The sequence below is a fragment of the Rubrilithobacter danxiaensis genome, assembly GCF_047272945.1.
GTDB classification, from domain to species: Bacteria; Bacteroidota; Bacteroidia; order Sphingobacteriales; family Sphingobacteriaceae; genus Rubrolithibacter; species Rubrolithibacter danxiaensis.
Window position 1 is genome coordinate 255,525 of record NZ_JBKOPS010000002.1, and the last position, 16,379, is coordinate 271,903.

17 protein-coding genes are annotated in these 16,379 nt (G+C 40.1%); 9 read left to right on the plus strand and 8 right to left on the minus strand.

What is annotated here, in order from left to right:
- Nucleotides 1–16: 16 nt before the first annotated feature.
- Together ACLCDL_RS03215 and ACLCDL_RS03220 are read right to left on the minus strand one after the other, a co-directional pair.
- A complete protein-coding gene (locus tag ACLCDL_RS03215) occupies nt 17–2,311 on the minus strand; it encodes a TonB-dependent receptor (protein WP_423146689.1) in 2,295 nt (764 codons plus the stop codon).
- 66 nt (nt 2,312–2,377) lie between these two features.
- A complete protein-coding gene (locus ACLCDL_RS03220; RefSeq protein WP_423146691.1) occupies nt 2,378–2,722 on the minus strand; it encodes a hypothetical protein in 345 nt (114 codons plus the stop codon).
- Between the two features lie 130 nt (nt 2,723–2,852).
- Here ACLCDL_RS03220 and ACLCDL_RS03225 point away from each other — a divergent pair, with 130 nt between their 5' ends.
- The 3 genes from ACLCDL_RS03225 to ACLCDL_RS03235 are packed head-to-tail and all read left to right on the plus strand — an operon-like array spanning nt 2,853 to nt 4,735.
- Nucleotides 2,853–3,191: a hypothetical protein gene (locus ACLCDL_RS03225; protein ID WP_423146692.1), complete on the plus strand. Its 339-nt coding sequence runs from the start codon at nt 2,853–2,855 to the stop codon at nt 3,189–3,191.
- Nucleotides 3,192–3,242: 51 nt separating this feature from the next.
- On the plus strand, nt 3,243–3,971 hold the full coding sequence (locus ACLCDL_RS03230; protein WP_423146694.1) for a peptidylprolyl isomerase: 729 nt from the start codon (nt 3,243–3,245) through the stop codon (nt 3,969–3,971).
- The gene (locus tag ACLCDL_RS03235; protein WP_423146696.1) at nt 3,968–4,735 is read left to right on the plus strand and encodes an exodeoxyribonuclease III; all 768 of its coding nucleotides are present in this window, start codon (nt 3,968–3,970) and stop codon (nt 4,733–4,735) included. The genes ACLCDL_RS03230 and ACLCDL_RS03235 overlap by 4 nt, the downstream gene beginning before the upstream one ends.
- A gap of 41 nt (nt 4,736–4,776) precedes the next feature.
- On the opposite strand, the gene ACLCDL_RS03240 is transcribed toward ACLCDL_RS03235, so the two are convergent.
- From ACLCDL_RS03240 to ACLCDL_RS03250, 3 genes are all read right to left on the minus strand, one after another.
- Nucleotides 4,777–5,184, minus strand: a complete 408-nt coding sequence (locus ACLCDL_RS03240) for a DoxX family protein (RefSeq protein ID WP_423146698.1) — start codon at nt 5,182–5,184, stop codon at nt 4,777–4,779.
- Nucleotides 5,185–5,268: 84 nt separating this feature from the next.
- The gene (locus ACLCDL_RS03245; protein WP_423146700.1) at nt 5,269–5,691 is read right to left on the minus strand and encodes a VOC family protein; all 423 of its coding nucleotides are present in this window, start codon (nt 5,689–5,691) and stop codon (nt 5,269–5,271) included.
- 31 nt (nt 5,692–5,722) lie between these two features.
- On the minus strand, nt 5,723–5,932 hold the full coding sequence (locus ACLCDL_RS03250) for a hypothetical protein (RefSeq protein WP_423146702.1): 210 nt from the start codon (nt 5,930–5,932) through the stop codon (nt 5,723–5,725).
- Between the two features lie 116 nt (nt 5,933–6,048).
- Here ACLCDL_RS03250 and ACLCDL_RS03255 point away from each other — a divergent pair, with 116 nt between their 5' ends.
- The 4 genes from ACLCDL_RS03255 to ACLCDL_RS03270 all read left to right on the plus strand — a co-directional run bounded on the left by ACLCDL_RS03255 (nt 6,049) and on the right by ACLCDL_RS03270 (nt 9,664).
- Nucleotides 6,049–7,029 (plus strand): GlxA family transcriptional regulator, encoded by a 981-nt coding sequence (locus tag ACLCDL_RS03255; RefSeq protein WP_423146704.1) that lies wholly within the window; start codon nt 6,049–6,051, stop codon nt 7,027–7,029.
- Between the two features lie 107 nt (nt 7,030–7,136).
- The gene (locus ACLCDL_RS03260; protein WP_423146706.1) at nt 7,137–7,490 is read left to right on the plus strand and encodes a hypothetical protein; all 354 of its coding nucleotides are present in this window, start codon (nt 7,137–7,139) and stop codon (nt 7,488–7,490) included.
- Between the two features lie 244 nt (nt 7,491–7,734).
- A complete protein-coding gene (locus ACLCDL_RS03265) occupies nt 7,735–9,159 on the plus strand; it encodes a Gfo/Idh/MocA family protein (RefSeq protein WP_423146708.1) in 1,425 nt (474 codons plus the stop codon).
- Between the two features lie 142 nt (nt 9,160–9,301).
- Nucleotides 9,302–9,664, plus strand: coding sequence for a hypothetical protein (locus ACLCDL_RS03270; protein WP_423146710.1), 363 nt, complete (start codon nt 9,302–9,304; stop codon nt 9,662–9,664).
- A 91-nt stretch (nt 9,665–9,755) separates the two neighbouring features.
- Here the strand turns inward: ACLCDL_RS03270 and ACLCDL_RS03275 are convergent, their stop codons facing one another.
- The 3 genes from ACLCDL_RS03275 to ACLCDL_RS03285 form a co-directional block, all read right to left on the minus strand.
- Nucleotides 9,756–12,833, minus strand: coding sequence for a PVC-type heme-binding CxxCH protein (locus tag ACLCDL_RS03275; protein WP_423146712.1), 3,078 nt, complete (start codon nt 12,831–12,833; stop codon nt 9,756–9,758).
- Nucleotides 12,834–13,225: 392 nt separating this feature from the next.
- The gene (locus ACLCDL_RS03280) at nt 13,226–13,504 is read right to left on the minus strand and encodes an Rdx family protein (protein ID WP_423146714.1); all 279 of its coding nucleotides are present in this window, start codon (nt 13,502–13,504) and stop codon (nt 13,226–13,228) included.
- Between the two features lie 52 nt (nt 13,505–13,556).
- Nucleotides 13,557–13,817 (minus strand): hypothetical protein, encoded by a 261-nt coding sequence (locus ACLCDL_RS03285; RefSeq protein ID WP_423146716.1) that lies wholly within the window; start codon nt 13,815–13,817, stop codon nt 13,557–13,559.
- Nucleotides 13,818–14,236: 419 nt separating this feature from the next.
- On the opposite strand from ACLCDL_RS03285, the gene ACLCDL_RS03290 reads away from it, so the two are divergent.
- Nucleotides 14,237–14,407, plus strand: coding sequence for a hypothetical protein (locus tag ACLCDL_RS03290; RefSeq protein WP_423146717.1), 171 nt, complete (start codon nt 14,237–14,239; stop codon nt 14,405–14,407).
- 281 nt (nt 14,408–14,688) lie between these two features.
- Entirely contained in the window at nt 14,689–16,368 is a 1,680-nt protein-coding gene (locus ACLCDL_RS03295; RefSeq protein WP_423146719.1) for a GMC oxidoreductase, read from the plus strand.
- Nucleotides 16,369–16,379 lie beyond the last annotated feature (11 nt).

Consider the following 16,379-nt stretch of genomic DNA (forward strand, 5'->3'; position numbering starts at 1 on the left):
TCAGTCCTGATTCATATTACTGTTTAACAGTAAATGGAATATATAGTCCAAAAGAAATGTTTCTTCCCTGGTTAAAAATATCTTCATATTTCAACCGGCTCAAATGTTCCACATACGCTTTATTAAACAGGTTATTAGCAGAAATATTGGCTCGAACACTTTGTTTGCCAAACATAAACGTTGTCCCTAATCCCAGATTTACCAATGTATAAGCCGAAGTGGGAGTTTCAAAAATATCAATCCTGGTTTGTTTAAAAACATTATCAAGCTCAATTGATAAATATGGGTTTTTTAAAGCTTGAGAAGTAAACTTCGGCTCAAATCGTAATTCATTTCTCAACCGCGCTGCCGGAATAAAAGGCAGGGGAACATTAGTTGCCCTGTTTTCGGCATGTGTAAAGGAAAAACTGTTGTCGAAATGGATCAGGTCAACAGGGTGAAGGGTAAGGCCGGCTTCTGCTCCGTACAAGTTGGCATTGTCCTGTACGTATCTGAAAACAGGGTATTCTTGCCCATCTATGTTTATAAGTTCAGCATTATTTTGACGATAATAGATATAGTTATCAATGTAATTATTGAATGTGCTGATAGCCGCATGAAGTTTATCGGTATCATATTCAAGGGAAAGATCTGCATAATAGCTTTTTTCAGGTCTCAGCGAAGCGTTCCCGATTTCATACCTGAAAGTTCCCTCGTGTACGCCTTCTGCACTGAGCTCTGCAATATTGGGTGAACGGAAAGCACTACCCAGGTTCGCTTTTAAACTCAACTGATCAGTAAATTCCTGAGTAAAGCCAATGGCGCCGCTTAGGTTTGAAAAGTTATTTGAGAATGTTGTAAACTTTGGTTCACCATCTTCTTCCATCTGTTTGCCCTCTATGTGCCGGTAATCAAATCGTAACCCATAATTCAACGTGGTATTTTTCCAGGTTTTCTTAAGAAAGGCGAATGCGCCAAAATCATTTGAATTATAATCGGGAATCAGTTTTTCTTCCGCTTTATTTTTATTATCCTGAAAAGAACCAGCTATTCCGAAAACAGGTTCCCAGCCTTTGAGAGTTGAAAAATAATATTTAAGGTCGTAGCTAAAGGTTTTTAAATTAAAGAAGAGTGATGGATCGGTGCGGCTCTCTTCTAGTTCCCGGCGTTGATTATCCTGGTAAGCAAAGGTAGAGCGAAGATGTCCGTGGCCAAATAAAATATTGCTGTTTAATGCCGCTTTATAATGCCTTACATCCTGAAAAGGGAGAAAAAGGTCGCGGCTTTTTAACTGCGATGGCGTAAAGACAATGCCTTCTTCGTCTGTAAACTGTCCGTCTTCATTTCGTTCTACTTCAGGCAGCCCCAGCTTGTTTTTAAAACTTGACAAGGTGAGATTGGTATAGCCCCAGCTTTTATTAAAGCCTATCTGTCCGCTAAGGTCTGTTTCAGTATAACCCGTATTCGGAATTCTGCCATCGGGAGTATTATAAGAAAATGCATTTTTATAAGACCCGCGTCCCCGCCATACAAAACCGTTCTGGTTTCCTTCTATCATTAACGAGTTGCCGCTCTGTCCGTTATTAGTGGCGTAGTTTGTAATTATTTCACCTTTTACCTGGCCTAACGAAGGCGGAAGCGGATCCAGAATATTAATAACTCCCCCAAGTGCATCCGATCCGTATAGCAAACTGGCAGCTCCGCGTAGCACTTCTACTCGCCCGGTATTGTACTGGTCAACTTCAATACCATGTTCATCGCCCCATTGCTGACCTTCCTGCTTCGCTCCGTCAACCAGAGTTACCACCCGGTTATAACTTAATCCGCGTATTACAGGCTTTGAAACTGCCGCTCCCGTTGTTACCTGCGAAACTCCTGCAGTTCTCGAAATAGCATCAACCAGGTTTGTCGAAGGTCGGTTTAAGAGTTCTGCCTTACTTACAGAAGTAACATTGGTACTGTTCTTCCGGTTCTCGGATGTTAAGGCGGTGCCTGTTACTACAACTTCATGCGCTTCAATTACGCTTGCCTTTAGCTGTATTTCCAGCGGAACAGTTGAAGAGAGGTCAATTACCTGTGTAAAGGTTGCATAGCCAATGTATTTTGCTTCAAGCAGGAACCTGCCTTTAACAGGAAGGTCTGTGAAAGAAAACTGACCATTTGCATCAGTTACTACCGATATGCGCAGATCGGGAAAAGAAATTGTTGCGCCGGGAAGCGGCTCTTTCGTGCTTGCATCAATCACACGTCCTTTTACTACAAAAACCGAGGAATAAGACGGAAGCCAAAAAAATAAAAATATACTGAATAGGAATATTCTGCTGAATTTCATGTTTAAAAAAAATTTATTGAATTAATAAACGGGCAGGAAATGCCCTTAGTAAAAATATAACAGGGATCAGGTTAAGGGAGGCCCTCTTAATGAACTGAAAATTAATTCAATAAAATGATTTGAAACCTCTTTTTGAATATAATGCGATACAACGGTGTGAAGTTGAGCTGAATGCTTGAAAGAGGCATTAACAAAAGTTTTATCAAAATGAACGGCACAAACCCAGCAGGAAGAAGCTTTTTCAGTAAGATGTAATTTGTGCTTGCAGGTTCCCGTTTTTAACGTGTCCTGGCAGCTTACAGGTTGAAAAGTATGGTTGTGGTAGAAATCTAAAGGTATTACACCTGCCGAAAAACAAATCAGCAGCAGCAGCGAAAAAATACTTCTTGAATATTTTTTAATTGCTTTCATAAGAGGTGCAAAGCTAAATAAAAGGATAGTTTATTCTTATTAAGTATGCTTTATCTACGTAACAATGATACTACGGCACGGTTGTTTTGTTTTCCGGTTTCAATGTTTTAAGCATTAGTTATCTTTGTGCATGACTCCTGCTGAAATAAATTCAAAGTGGAAAGCGCTGCAAAGCCGAATAGCAACTGATTTTGATACCGATACTCCTGATATAAAAGTGATGCTTTTTTTAATTGGAGTGCAGGAATTAGGTAAAGGGCCAAGAAAGTTCAGCAAACGCCAAAAAGAAGAGTTGATGCACATTGCAACTTGCCGGCTTTTAGGTGAGCTTGGTTTTTATGAACTCGAAGGGTCTGATCAGGATGGCTGGCCGCACTGGAAACGGGTGAAACCTATTCCGAATTATACATTACTGGAGCAGGAAATGCTGATGAAGTCGCTTATAGTTACTTACTTTGAAGAAAATTAATCCATTTAATATCCCTTCAGTCAAATACCTAAACAAATTTCTATTTATCAGATGAAGAAGCTACTCAGTTTTGTATTAATCCTTGTTTCTGTAAGTGCTTTTGCAAAGAAACCTAAAAACACGTACGTACGCATTAAAACATCCAAAGGGGAATGTATTGTACGTTTATACAATGAAACGCCCAAACACCGGGATAACTTTATAAAATTAGCAAAGGAAGGCTTTTTTAACGGAACCTTGTTCCATCGCGTTATAAATGGCTTTATGATACAGGGCGGAGATCCTGCTTCAAAAAATGCCGGCCCAGATCAGGTTTTGGGCGAAGGCGACCTCGGTTACAAAGTAGATGCTGAATTTCGCGATAGCCTTTTCCATAAAAAGGGAGTGTTGGCAGCAGCCCGGGATAATAATCCTGAAAAAGCGTCAAGCGCAAGCCAGTTTTACCTGGTTCAGGGCAAGAAATTTACCGATGAAGAATTGGATAAGGTAGAGCGGTTGCGGCTGCAGGGTCGTAAGATTCCTGTATGGCAAAGAGAAGTTTACAAGAAAGTGGGCGGAACTCCTCATCTTGATCAGAACTATACCGTTTTTGGTGAAACAGTAAAAGGTATTAATATGATCGATTCCATTGCTGCAGTACCAACAAACACCGCTGATCGCCCTTTGGAAGATATAAAAATGGAAGTAAGTGTTTTGAAAAAGCGGGAAGCACGTAAGCTTGAAAAGGAACTCATTAAAGCAGTTTTCCGGCAAAAATTAATCATGTCGCCTAAGCAATGAAGATTATAACGTACAATGTTAACGGGATTCGTTCAGCTTTTAGCAAAAACTGGCTTTCATGGCTTCAGGCTACCAATGCCGATATTGTTTGTCTTCAGGAAATAAAAGCATCGCCCGATCAGTTAACAGACCTTTATTTGTTAGAGCAACTCGGCTACCAGCATTACTGGAATCCTGCGCAGAAAAAGGGATACAGCGGTACCGCAATTTTTACTAAACATACACCAAAACACGTGGAATATAAATGCGGGTTTAATGAGTATGATTGTGAAGGGCGGATTCTACGGGCAGATTTCGAAGAGTTTTCTGTAATGAGTACTTATTTCCCGTCAGGCTCCAGCGGCGATATCCGTCAGGAGTTTAAAATGCGCTACCTGGATCATTTCCAGGAATACATTGATAAGTTAAGGTGGGAGTGCCCCAAACTGGTAGTTTCCGGAGATTACAATATTTGTCACCGCCCCATCGACATTCATAATCCTAAATCAAACGCAAATTCTTCCGGTTTCCTGCCGGAAGAAAGAGAATGGTTGGAAAATTACATCAATTCGGGATTTATTGATTCTTTCCGCTATTTCAACTCTGAGCCTCATAATTATACATGGTGGAGCTTCAGGGCAGGAGCAAGAGCAAAGAACCTTGGCTGGCGTATTGATTACAATATGGTAACAGCCGAAATGGAAAAGCATCTGAAAAGGGCAGCTATTTTATGCGAAGCAAAACATTCAGACCATTGCCCTGTGCTTCTTGAGCTTGATTTTTAGTTATAAAGGCAGAAATTAGATTACTGACCTTATTGAAATTTCTATTTTTTCAGTATCAGTTTATCAATCGAAAAGTTACCGCTTCCGGCTATAAAAATCACAACAGACAGGAGTAAAAACACGAAAGGAAGTTCCTTCATCATAAAAGCATCTTTTGTATGCGCCATCAAAAACGCTACTGCCATGGTAATAAAAATAGGAATTACAGCAAGCCGTGTTAAAAAGCCGATTGTTACCAGAAACCCACAGACCAATTCAGCAAAAATCACCAGTATAAAAGACGTTTTTGCTCCGATGCCGATAAGATCAGGAAACATACCAAGAATCTGATCAAACGCAATCAATTTGGTGTATCCATGATAAACGAATAAGCCTCCGAAAATTAATCGGAGCAGAAGTGTGGCAATCTCTGTATTTAACGATTGACAGGTAAGTAATTTGGTTTTCATTGTACACGAAAAGTTTAAATTTTCGCGAAAATAGCAGAAAGATTTCTATCTTTTTCTCAATTAAGATCGGTCAATTGTCAAATGTTAGTTTGCTTTCTCATCGTAATTTACCATCCATTGAATCCCAAACTTATCTGTAAACATACCAAAGTATCCCCAGAACATTTTCTCAATGGGTACGTGCACAATGCCACCTTCCGACAGCTCATTGAATAGTCGTATCGCTTCTTCTTTACTTTCCGGACTGATGGAAATATGATAATTATTCCCGGAATTTATAGTATGGCCCATAGATTCCAGTGCATCTGTAGCCATCAGGATGTTATTGCCAATGGGCAAGGCGATGTGCATAATTTTGTTCTTTTCATCTTCAGGTACCCGGGCAGCTTCGGGTGTGTCTTTAAAACGTATTACAGCCAGAAATTCCCCTCCAAATACTGATTTGTAAAAGTTGAATGCTTTTTCGGTATTACCCGGAAAATTTACATACGGATTGATAGTTGTCATTGTTGTTATTTTTAGAATGTATAATTCAAATTTATTCAAGTACTTCACACATAAATCCACTTTCCTTTACCAGTACCTCTACTTTTTCAGTCAGGAAATTTCCTCCTTCAATGCGTAATATTTTGTCGCAATCATCCAGGTCGAAATTGATGCTGCTTTCCGGAAAGTGTTGCAGGAGTAAAGCCTCCAGTGCTTTTGCATGGGAAGCTTTCCGAACATTGGTTATAAAAACTTCTACCATATTAAAAATATCAAAATGATTTATACAAACCTACTGTCTTTACCTGTGCATAATAAGGTGTAAATACGGCAAAGAATGGGGTTGATTGCGACATATCTTCTTAATAGATTTGAAGTATGAAACACATCTCTATCCTCGTTCCTAAAGGCGCTATCTTAGGCAGCATTGAAGGCCCGCGTCAGGTATTTACAGAAGTAAATAAATTTCTTAAAAGCATTGGAAGGCCTGCTTTGTTTAAGATTCAGCTGATAAGCCTTTCAAAAGAAGTAACGGCAGCTGGTGGAATATATACTGTTTATTCAGATGTTTTAATGCAGGATATTGCAAAAACAGATCTTATCATTATTCCGGCCCTGGACGGAGATATGCTTCAGAACCTGGAAAACAACCGCGATTTTATCCCCTGGATAATAAAACAATATAAAGCAGGAGCAGAAGTAGCCAGTCTTTGTGTCGGCGCTTTTTTGCTGGCATCTACCGGTTTACTAACCGGGCGAAAATGTGCTACCCACTGGATGGCCGCCGGCGATTTCAGAAGGATGTTTCCGGATGTGCAGTTAGTGGAAGATAAAATCATTACCGATGAGAACGGAATCTACTCCAGTGGAGGTGCGTTCTCATACTTAAACCTTATTTTATACCTGATTGAAAAATATGTAGGCCGCGATATTGCTGTTTTCATGTCAAAGGCTTTCCAGATAGATATTGAACGCCGCAGTCAATCGCCATTTGTTATTTTCCAGGGGCAAAAAACACACGAGGATGAACAGGTAAAAAAAGCGCAGAACTTTATTGAGAATAATTATAGGGATAAAATTACAGTAGATCAGCTGACCTCCATGCTGGCTCTGAGTCGCAGAAACTTTGAACGCAGGTTTAAAAAAGCTACTTCGAATACTGTAGTTGAATATATACAACGGGTTAAGATAGAAGCGGCTAAAATGAGCCTGGAAACTTCACGTGAAAATGTAAACGAAGTTATGTACAATGTAGGCTATACAGATACAAAGGCATTTCGCACTACCTTTAAACGGATCACCGGATTATCCCCTGTTGAATACCGGAATAAGTATAACCGTGAAATTCCTGCAGCATAGATTTATTAATAGGCTGGGTTTTCTGATAACAGTCTCTTAAAACTGTGATTTGCCTCATTTCCTGGGCGGTATAATCACTGCAATTTTGTAGTGTTAAAATAATCGACATGGCAACTCATAAAATTCATTCTTCAACCGTAGTTCCTTCGGTGGATACTACAATAAATCTTAATCTTGTAAAACGGTTTAACGCTTTTGCAGATAGTCAGGAAAATTGGACAATGGCCTGGTGGATAAGCTCATTAATTATAATCGGAGGCTTTTTTCTACCGGTAACATTTTTACTTGTATATTCCTTCGGTGGTCCTGTAGTTCCATTTCTCGCAATAAGTTTGGTTTCATTTTTTGCGTCCATTATAACCAACATGGGCAGCATGGGTATTCGGGCGAACGTATTTACTTCCTGTTTATGTGTAGCGTTGCACCTGTCCATGATCCTGATAACTTTAATTGTATATTAAATTTTAATAAAAATCAGTGTAGTAGGGTTGGTAAGTTTGCTTAAAAAGGAGCCGAAAGTAGGCTCCTTTTTTGTTTTTGTTGAAATTTCGGATTAAGCAGGAACTAAAAAGTTACATTCATTGCCTGTGCTATATTTTATAACAAGGTAAAAAGTATATAATTTTAGCTTTGCCCGCTGTTCCTTTTTAACCACGACCTGCAACAGCAGACAGATACCAATTAGTAACTATATATTTTAAAACAATGCCTGATAAGAATAATCCCTCACGAAGAAAGTTTTTGCAGTTTCTTGCCGGTTCCACAGTAATTCTGGCCGCAGATCCTGTTACTAAACTTGTAGCTGCTGAAAGAACAGAGCAACGGATATTACGCTACAGCAAGAAGATTTCGGCCAATGACAAAATACGCATAGCCGCTATTGGTTTGGGTATTATGGGCTATAATAATATTCAAACTGCATTACAGGTTCCAGGTGTTGAACTGGTTGCAGGCTGCGACCTTTATACCGGCAGGCTTGAGCATCTGAAAGAACTGTTTGGAAACAATATTTTTACTACCCGTGATTACCGCGAAATCCTGGAACTGCAGGATGTAGATGCCGTTATCATTTCTACCTCAGATAACTGGCATGCAAGAATTGCTACAGAAGCGCTTCGTAAAGGAAAAGCTGTATATGGCGAAAAACCGATGGTTCATCGCATCAGCGAAGGTTTGCCGCTAATAGCGGCGTATAAGTCAAGCAAGAAGGTAATGCAGATAGGAAGTCAGCGGGTGAGCAGCATTCTTACTGCTAAAGCGGCGGAATTGTATAAAGCAGGAGAGATTGGCAAGTTGAATATGATTGAAGCTTCATTTGACAGGCAAAGTGCCCTCGGCGCATGGGAATATACCATGCCTACCGATGCGTCACCCGAAACAGTAGATTGGGACCGGTATATTGCAGGAGCGCCAAAACAGCCTTTTGATAAAAAGAAATTTTTCTGGTGGAGAAACTACCGTGATTTTGGAACCGGAGTAGCCGGTGATTTGTTTGTACACCTGGTTTCTGGTATCCATGTTATAACAGGAGCGAAAGGACCGAATAAAATATTTTCTTCAGGCCAGTTGTCGCATTGGAAAGATGGACGCGATGTTCCGGATGTGATGACAGCCATTATGGAATATCCTGAAACACCAGAGCACGCAGCTTTCCAGGTAATGCTTCGTGTGAATTTTATAAGCGGCCAGGGGGATACGAGTTCCGTTAAAATGGTCGGTGAAGAAGGTGTAATGGATATGCGGGGCGATAGTTTTACCGTTCAACATAGTTTGATGCCGAAAGCTCCCGGAATTGGGGGGTGGGATGCGCTTCAAACCTATCCGAAAGCGATGCAGGAAAGCATCCTCCAGCAGTATAACCAACAGTACAGCAAGGATGACAGAAAAGCACCTCAAAAACTGGATGTCAGTTTTAAAGTACCAGAAGGATATAATGAACACCTTGATCATCACATTAATTTTTTTGATGCAATACGCGACAATAAGCCGGTGGTAGAAGATCCCGTTTTTGGATTCAGAGCAGCTGCGCCTTGCCTCGCCTGCAACGATAGTTATTTTCAAAAGAAGATCGTTTACTGGGATCCCGAAAATATGAAAGTAAGACAGTCCGCCGACTCAAAAAAAGGATAATTATTTAACCGAACAATTATCCGTAAATGAACGCACTGTTCGAATTCGGATAGTTATTTTTAAAATTTGTTTTATAAATCTCTGTTTTACTGATAGTTAACTTTGGCATCTGAATGGTATTGGAGTTTGAAATTTTAAACTCATGAAAAAAATAATCATTCTGATGCTTGGACTTATAGTAAGTACATCATCATTTGCCACACCCGATTTAGGCAAATCAAAAAAATCTGCAATTGAATCTAAATTGTTTGCTGAAGGACAAAGCAAAGTACGTCTGGTGGTTGAGAAACAGAATATGCGGGTATGGATTTCCCTTGAAGATTCAAAAGGTAATGTGATTTATAAGAACAATGTGTATTTGGAAAAGCCAATTATTCAATCGTTTGATGTTTCAGCTTTAGAGCCTGGAAAATATGAATTTACAATAAGCGCTGGAAAGGAAAAAATATCAAAATCGTTTGTCTTACAATCAAAGCATGTTACCAATATAGAGATTGAGGATTGAATAATACAGTTTGGATAGAATTACTTAGATTTAGTTAAATTGATTAATAAAACTATAAAAGCCGGCTTGCCGGCTTTTATAGTTTTTAGTCTTATTTCTTTTTCAGAGATGAAAGATAGGCTAACAAGTCTGCTAATTCCTGTTTGCTCATCGTTTGATCAAGTCCGTCAGGCATCATCGATTCTTTCAGTTCTTTCATGGATTTTACATCGGCAGTTTTTAAATGCTGTTTTGCTCCACCCGGAAATTTCAGGTCAATGTCTGTTTCTGTTTTGCTGGCAATAATTCCGGTTTGAGCCGACCCGTCTTTCATATTTATCTGCCATCCTTCGTACCCGAAACTGATTCCTGAAGACGGGTGGACAATTGCTTCCAGCAAACCTTCCTTCGGTAGTTTGGAGCCTATTTCAGTCAGCTTGGGACCAAAATCGTTTCCTTGCCCCGCTACCTGATGGCATACAGAGCACGCTTTTTTAAATACCGCCTGTCCGTTTGCTGCATTTGCTTTTAATGCTGCCAGTTCTTTCATCGTCGGAGCTTTTCTATTTGCTGAAGCTTGTTTAGAATTCGGAAGATAACTTGCTGCTTCATCGCGTACAGATTTACGCCATGCACCCGAAACTCCTGCAACTACCGGAGGAATAAGCGAGGCAGGAACTTTTTTATTTTTTAAAAGTGTAAGAACTCTTTCTTCACCTGCCCAGCTTTTCCCGATCATCTCTGCAGAAAGATTTCGCAGCGAAACAGGATAAGAATTTGAAAGTGCGACATTTTGAAGAAGGTTAATAGATTCTTCGCTGCCTACTCCAGCCATCGCTTTTAATAGATTGGTGCTTCTTTCAAGGTCTTTGCCTTTTATTATACTTTGTGCAAGATTCTCTCCTCCTAATTTTAATAATAAACCCGCTGCATCACGGCCCACATTATCATCGTGCTTTGAAATTGCCAGCTCTAAAAGAGCGGGTTTCTCTGTTTTTATTTCATATTTTGAAACCAGTTCAATGTATTCCGGTGAACCCTGGATTGATTTAAGGGTAGCTTTCATAGCCTTTTGAGCCGCGGGTGAGCTTGCTACTGTTTTAGGATCAAGGTGTCTTAAGACCAGCTTATTAAATTCAACATTATTGCTGGCATTGTTTTCCAGCATAGCAAGCAGGTATTTTGATTTTGCAGGACCGGTATTGAAATCAAAAGCCCTGAAATACCGCAGCCGCGATTTTAAATCTGCCGTTTGATTACCTGCTAATTGTGCAAGATATGGAACCGCAAGTTCGGTCCGGGCTCTCCATACAATGTCTTTTTGTGCAGAGCTCTGAAAATCATTATTGTTCTTTTTAGCATAGGCAGCAAAGAATTTGTCCCACTGCTTGTCTGCTCCTATTCCCAGTGCTTCCAGGTACCAGCGGTCTTTGCCATCGTGCTTGTTTGCCAGGGTTGCCCACAGCTCTGCTGCTTCCGGTGAGTTGTTATGCCTTAATGCGATGGCACATTCTCTTCGTACCTGCGGATCTTTATCGTTTATCAGTTGCTGAACAATACCAATCACATTCGATTTCAGTTCTCTGGCAGCGCGTAAACCGGTTATCCGGAGATCCGGGTTAGCATCTTTTACGGCTTGCTGAATGTATGCTGCAGCATTATTTCCCGGTATTTTAACCAGTGCCCAGAAAGCTCTTGCCCGCATTCGTGGGTTTGAAGAAGATTGCCACAGTTTTTCAAGCTCCGGAATGGCCTGTTTATTCATTTGCTGTAAAACGTTCCATGCATGATGGCGGACAGCAAGATTGGGATTTTGCAGTGCTTTTACCGCTTCTGCAGGTTTAGAATAATCATACTGAGGCATTTTGTATGCTGCGTCTGCCGGTGCTACCCGGTAGATCCGTCCCCGCTGTTGGTCGCCTGCCTGATGCCCTCCAACTCCCGGGTCGTACCAGTCGGCTACAATCAGCGAGCCGTCAGGAGCTACACATACGTCTGCAGGCCTGAACCATTGATCCTTTTCTCCTTTTAATATGTTTACAATTTTAGCCGAGTAACCTGCACCATTTTTTTCTACCGGATATGACCGCACTACATTGGGGCCTGCATCGGTATGTATCATCTGCCCCTGAAATTCTTTCGGAAGTAAATTTCCTTCATAAATTACCATCCCGGTAGGCGATCCTGCTCCTGTCTGTAAAAGATTCGGAATTACGCCGGGATCGTTCAGATGCCAGTGCTGCAATGGAATAGAATCTTCCATATTCGTACGGTTAGCTTGCCATCCTGCACCCGTCATTTCATCGGTATAGCCGTAATTTCCGTACTCCATTACGTAGTTAATCCTAACCCCCCTGTTCCCATCATCATCGTTATCGCTCTGCCACATTGTTCCGTAGCTGTCTACAGCAACTTCATAATTATTACGGAAATTTTGTCCCAGGCACTCTACATTTGTTCCGTCCGGATCGCAACGAAAAACCATTCCCTGCCTGTACTTTTTCTGATCAATGGGATCTCCATCCTGATCTAGAACAACCTTATTATTTTTATCTCTTAGCGTTTCTCCGGCGTTACCGAAATTAAAATATAATTTTCCGTCAGGACCGAAAGTAAACGTGTGCATGCCATGATCGTGCTGCTCTCCTTTAATACCCTGGAAGATTATTTCTTTACGGTCAGCTTTATCATCGCCGTTATCATCATAAAAAGCCCATACATACGGACTTTGTGATATCAAAACCCGTTTTCCTAAAACAGCCACACCCAAAGGAGCGTTTATTTCCGGACCCTGATAAAATACCTTGCTTGTTTCGGCCTTCCCATCGCCATTGGCATCTTCTAGAATTATTATGCGATCTCCCTTTGGGTTTGTTGGATTACCATTGATTTCCGGCCTGTAGTTGTAGGCTTCGGTTACCCAAACACGTCCTTTTTCGTCCACATCGATATTCGTGGGATTTTTAAGCATGGGTTCAGTCGCAAAAGTACGTACTTCAAGTCCTTCAGCTACTTCCAGCCCTTTCAATGCATTCTCAGGTAATCGTTGTGTTGAATCCAATTTTGTGCTGTCTGCACCTGTAGTTTCCTGTTTACCTGAATTGCAGGAGTAATTAACGGATGATGAGATGAGGAGGGCGGCCAGACCAGGAAGCAGGTGCGCCTTTAAGTAACTATAATTTCTTTGCATACGGTTATTGGTTAGTAAATTAAAGTACTGGTGATTTATAATGGAGGGTAATAATAAAGATATTTAGATTCTTATCAAAAGAATAATTGTATAAAATACGTTATTAAAATTTATAAGATTGGAGGGTAAAAAATAAGGCCTGTTGTTCCGCAACAACAGGCCTTGATGATTAAAACAAATTTCCGCATTTGGTTTATTGCAATAGCAGTGCCAGAATCAGTTTTCTATTTAAATATGCATTCCATTATTTATAGAAAGCGTTTTTTAATGAAATATTTATATTTAATTGGGGAAGATAGGGGAGATGGGGATTTCAATCGTAGAAAAAACTCCACAGCGGGTGTATAAAAAAGAAAGCGTTTGTATTTAAATTAAGGCATTTAGTAATGATTTTACTTCTTATCTGAATGGCCCAGGGTTTTCTCCGGATTCACGCGGTCTCTCACTAATTGTTTAAGCTCTTTGATCTCCGGAAAACGATTTTCCTTTCTCCGGTCAAAAATCAGCTCTCCTTTTAGTGTTATGGTGTAAGTGCCGCTTGTGTCGCTCGGTTTTAGCAGGACTCCTTCAATATCGTCTGTAAAGGTTGTGAGAAGCTCCTGCGCCATATACGCCGCTCGTAACATCCAGCCGCATTTAGGGCAATATTCAATGGTAATAACAGCTTTCATTTTATCAAATATAGAAAATTAAGGCTTTTAAAACGAGCTGCAGCGGTGTGTTTCAGATATTGATTGAGGGTGATTTTTTTCTGTCTAATTTATCATTTATAAACTGACAAATAACTTCCATTGCTTCGGAAGATAGTGCCGTATTATAGGTAAGGTGGAATTTGCCTGTTTTCAGGCTTTTAACTATATAATCCAGATGTTTCCCGTTTTGGTGGATATCAAATACCAGATAGCCCTGCCAGTCAACGCCTTTTGCCAGAAATACTGTAAAGCACCTTCTATCGGTAGTAGCTTTAGAATGAAAATTAAACATAGGTTAAAAGATGTGTGCAATTAACAGCTTTAATTAGCTATTGTTTTAACTTTTATTCCCCAGCTTAATCTGCATCTCTTAGATAAATAGAGTTTATATTTGGTTTTTCTATATTATACATATAGTGTTATATCTGCTTTTATTATGGAAAAGATTTAAGATTTAGGCCTTCAATACATAGTAAAATCTTTTGAGGGAGAACTCATTACGCTTTTTAAAAGATATCACACTGACATGGTACGGTATAACTCACAGTATGAAAAGAGACCTGACGGCGAGAATGCAGGCTGAAGTTCGGAAACAAGGTCTTATACACGAACCCGCTGGATAGTTTCTTTAAAGATGCAACAGGCAAATCGTATTAATAACAACCTTTTGCAGGTAAAAAACAGTTTTGACACTTGCTTGTTGTGCTTGGTATGGAACAAAATATTTATACAACCTATATTTTTAAAGACAGAAATAACAGCCAGCTCATACAACAACTAACAGTTCGTAATACTGTTGACCACAACGACCGGATAAAGAAAATGATCCAGGAACTGAAAGAGAAGTATTGTTTATCAGAGAATGATATCCTTATAGAATAAAGGATAATAAGTATTTCAATTTTCCTATGTTCATTTTGTTCCTCCTCCGCATCTGTAAATCTTTATATCTCTCATAATATCAGTAAGCAGATTTGTTTAATAGTGTTAATTAAATGTAAATTAGCATTGGTATTTTTACTTAAGCCTTGTATATTGCCCCACTGTAAAAATCCGTTTACAAATAGTAAATAACCTCTGTGTAATTAAAAAGAGGCTTTGTTTAAAGCAAGGAATAACTAATTTTAGCGTACCGATTAACCTAAATAGTATAAAGATTTAATATGGCTAATAATGTTTACGATGCAATCGTCATTGGTTCAGGGATATCTGGAGGATGGGCTGCAAAAGAATTGACCGAAAAGGGACTAAAAACCCTTATGCTTGAAAGAGGCAGAAACATTGAACACGTAAAGGATTATGTAAATGCGAATAAAGGCCCCTGGGAGTTCCCTCACCGTGGCGGAAGAACGCAACAGATGATAAAAGATTATCCTGTTTTAAAGCGGGATTATCCCTTGAACGAAACAAACCTCGATTATTGGGCAAGTGATAAAGATAGTCCATATACAGAAATAAAACGATTTGACTGGTTTCGTGGCTACCATGTAGGAGGCCGTTCGTTGATGTGGGGACGTCAGAGTTACCGCTGGAGTGATTTTGATTTTGAAGCCAATGCCAAGGATGGCATAGCGGTAGACTGGCCCATTCGGTATAAAGATATTGCTCCCTGGTACAGTTATGCAGAACGTTTTGCCGGCATTAGCGGATCGAAAGACAATATACCTTATCTACCCGATGGAGAGTTTATGCCTCCTATGGAAATGAATTGCGTGGAGAAGGATGTAGCGGCAAGGCTTAAGCAGCATTATAAAGGAAACCGTCACGTGATAATTGGCCGTACAGCAAATATAACAGAACCTTTACCAGGAAGAACTAATTGTCAGTATCGTAATAAATGCTGGCTGGGATGTCCTTTTGGAGCCTATTTCAGTACACAGTCTTCTACTTTGCCGGCTGCAATGAAAACAGGTAACCTTACACTCCGCCCCTGGTCTATTGTTACTAAAATATTGTACGATAAAGACACTAAGAAAGCAACAGGAGTGGAAGTGCTGGATGCTCAAACAAATCAGACTTATGAGTATAAGGCTAAAATTATTTTTGTAAACGCGTCAACCATTAATACCGCGTGGATATTGATGAATTCTGCTACCGATATCTGGCCTGAAGGTTTGGGAAGCAGCAGCGGAGAGCTTGGCCACAACCTGATGGATCATCACTTAGGTGTTGGTGCTTCCGGTTTGGTAGAAGGGTATGAGGACAAATATTATTACGGACGGAGAGCCAATGGTATTTATATACCGCGTTATCGTAATTACAACGGGGAGAAAAGAGATTACTTGCGTGGATTTGGATACCAGGGTGGAGCAAGCAGGGAAGGCTGGTCGAGAGATATAGCTGAAATGAGTATAGGTGGCGATTTTAAAGATGCGTTGTCAGAACCAGGTCCATGGAGAATGGGTATAGGAGGCTTTGGCGAAATACTTCCGTATCATGAAAATAAAGTAACTATCGATAAAAATAAGAAGGATAAGTGGGGATTAAATGTAGTAGCGATCGATGCAGAGTGGAAAGATAACGAGCGTAAAATGCGGCTTGATATGAAAAATGATGCTATTGAAATGCTGGAAGCTGCAGGAGTAAAAGACGTACAGGGTTACGAAGGTGATGGTACAATGGGAAGAGGTATTCATGAAATGGGATTAGCTCGTATGGGAAGAGATCCTAAAACCTCTGTGCTAAACGGAAACAACCAGGTATGGGACGCTTTAAACGTGTATGTAACAGACGGAGCTTGTATGACCTCTGCGGCTAATCAGAATCCTTCTCTTACTTATATGGCCTTAACTGCCCGGGCGGTAGATCATGCAGTTAAAGAGCTTAAAAAAATGAATATCTAATCTATTGATAA

Coding starts and splice junctions, on each gene's coding strand:
- ACLCDL_RS03215 (WP_423146689.1), bottom strand. CDS start 2,311: ATGAAATTCAGCAGAATATTCCTATTCAGTATATTTTTATTTTTTTGG.
- ACLCDL_RS03220 (WP_423146691.1), bottom strand. CDS start 2,722: ATGAAAGCAATTAAAAAATATTCAAGAAGTATTTTTTCGCTGCTGCTG.
- ACLCDL_RS03225 (WP_423146692.1), top strand. CDS start 2,853: ATGACTCCTGCTGAAATAAATTCAAAGTGGAAAGCGCTGCAAAGCCGA.
- ACLCDL_RS03230 (WP_423146694.1), top strand. CDS start 3,243: ATGAAGAAGCTACTCAGTTTTGTATTAATCCTTGTTTCTGTAAGTGCT.
- ACLCDL_RS03235 (WP_423146696.1), top strand. CDS start 3,968: ATGAAGATTATAACGTACAATGTTAACGGGATTCGTTCAGCTTTTAGC.
- ACLCDL_RS03240 (WP_423146698.1), bottom strand. CDS start 5,184: ATGAAAACCAAATTACTTACCTGTCAATCGTTAAATACAGAGATTGCC.
- ACLCDL_RS03245 (WP_423146700.1), bottom strand. CDS start 5,691: ATGACAACTATCAATCCGTATGTAAATTTTCCGGGTAATACCGAAAAA.
- ACLCDL_RS03250 (WP_423146702.1), bottom strand. CDS start 5,932: ATGGTAGAAGTTTTTATAACCAATGTTCGGAAAGCTTCCCATGCAAAA.
- ACLCDL_RS03255 (WP_423146704.1), top strand. CDS start 6,049: ATGAAACACATCTCTATCCTCGTTCCTAAAGGCGCTATCTTAGGCAGC.
- ACLCDL_RS03260 (WP_423146706.1), top strand. CDS start 7,137: ATGGCAACTCATAAAATTCATTCTTCAACCGTAGTTCCTTCGGTGGAT.
- ACLCDL_RS03265 (WP_423146708.1), top strand. CDS start 7,735: ATGCCTGATAAGAATAATCCCTCACGAAGAAAGTTTTTGCAGTTTCTT.
- ACLCDL_RS03270 (WP_423146710.1), top strand. CDS start 9,302: ATGAAAAAAATAATCATTCTGATGCTTGGACTTATAGTAAGTACATCA.
- ACLCDL_RS03275 (WP_423146712.1), bottom strand. CDS start 12,833: ATGCAAAGAAATTATAGTTACTTAAAGGCGCACCTGCTTCCTGGTCTG.
- ACLCDL_RS03280 (WP_423146714.1), bottom strand. CDS start 13,504: ATGAAAGCTGTTATTACCATTGAATATTGCCCTAAATGCGGCTGGATG.
- ACLCDL_RS03285 (WP_423146716.1), bottom strand. CDS start 13,817: ATGTTTAATTTTCATTCTAAAGCTACTACCGATAGAAGGTGCTTTACA.
- ACLCDL_RS03290 (WP_423146717.1), top strand. CDS start 14,237: ATGGAACAAAATATTTATACAACCTATATTTTTAAAGACAGAAATAAC.
- ACLCDL_RS03295 (WP_423146719.1), top strand. CDS start 14,689: ATGGCTAATAATGTTTACGATGCAATCGTCATTGGTTCAGGGATATCT.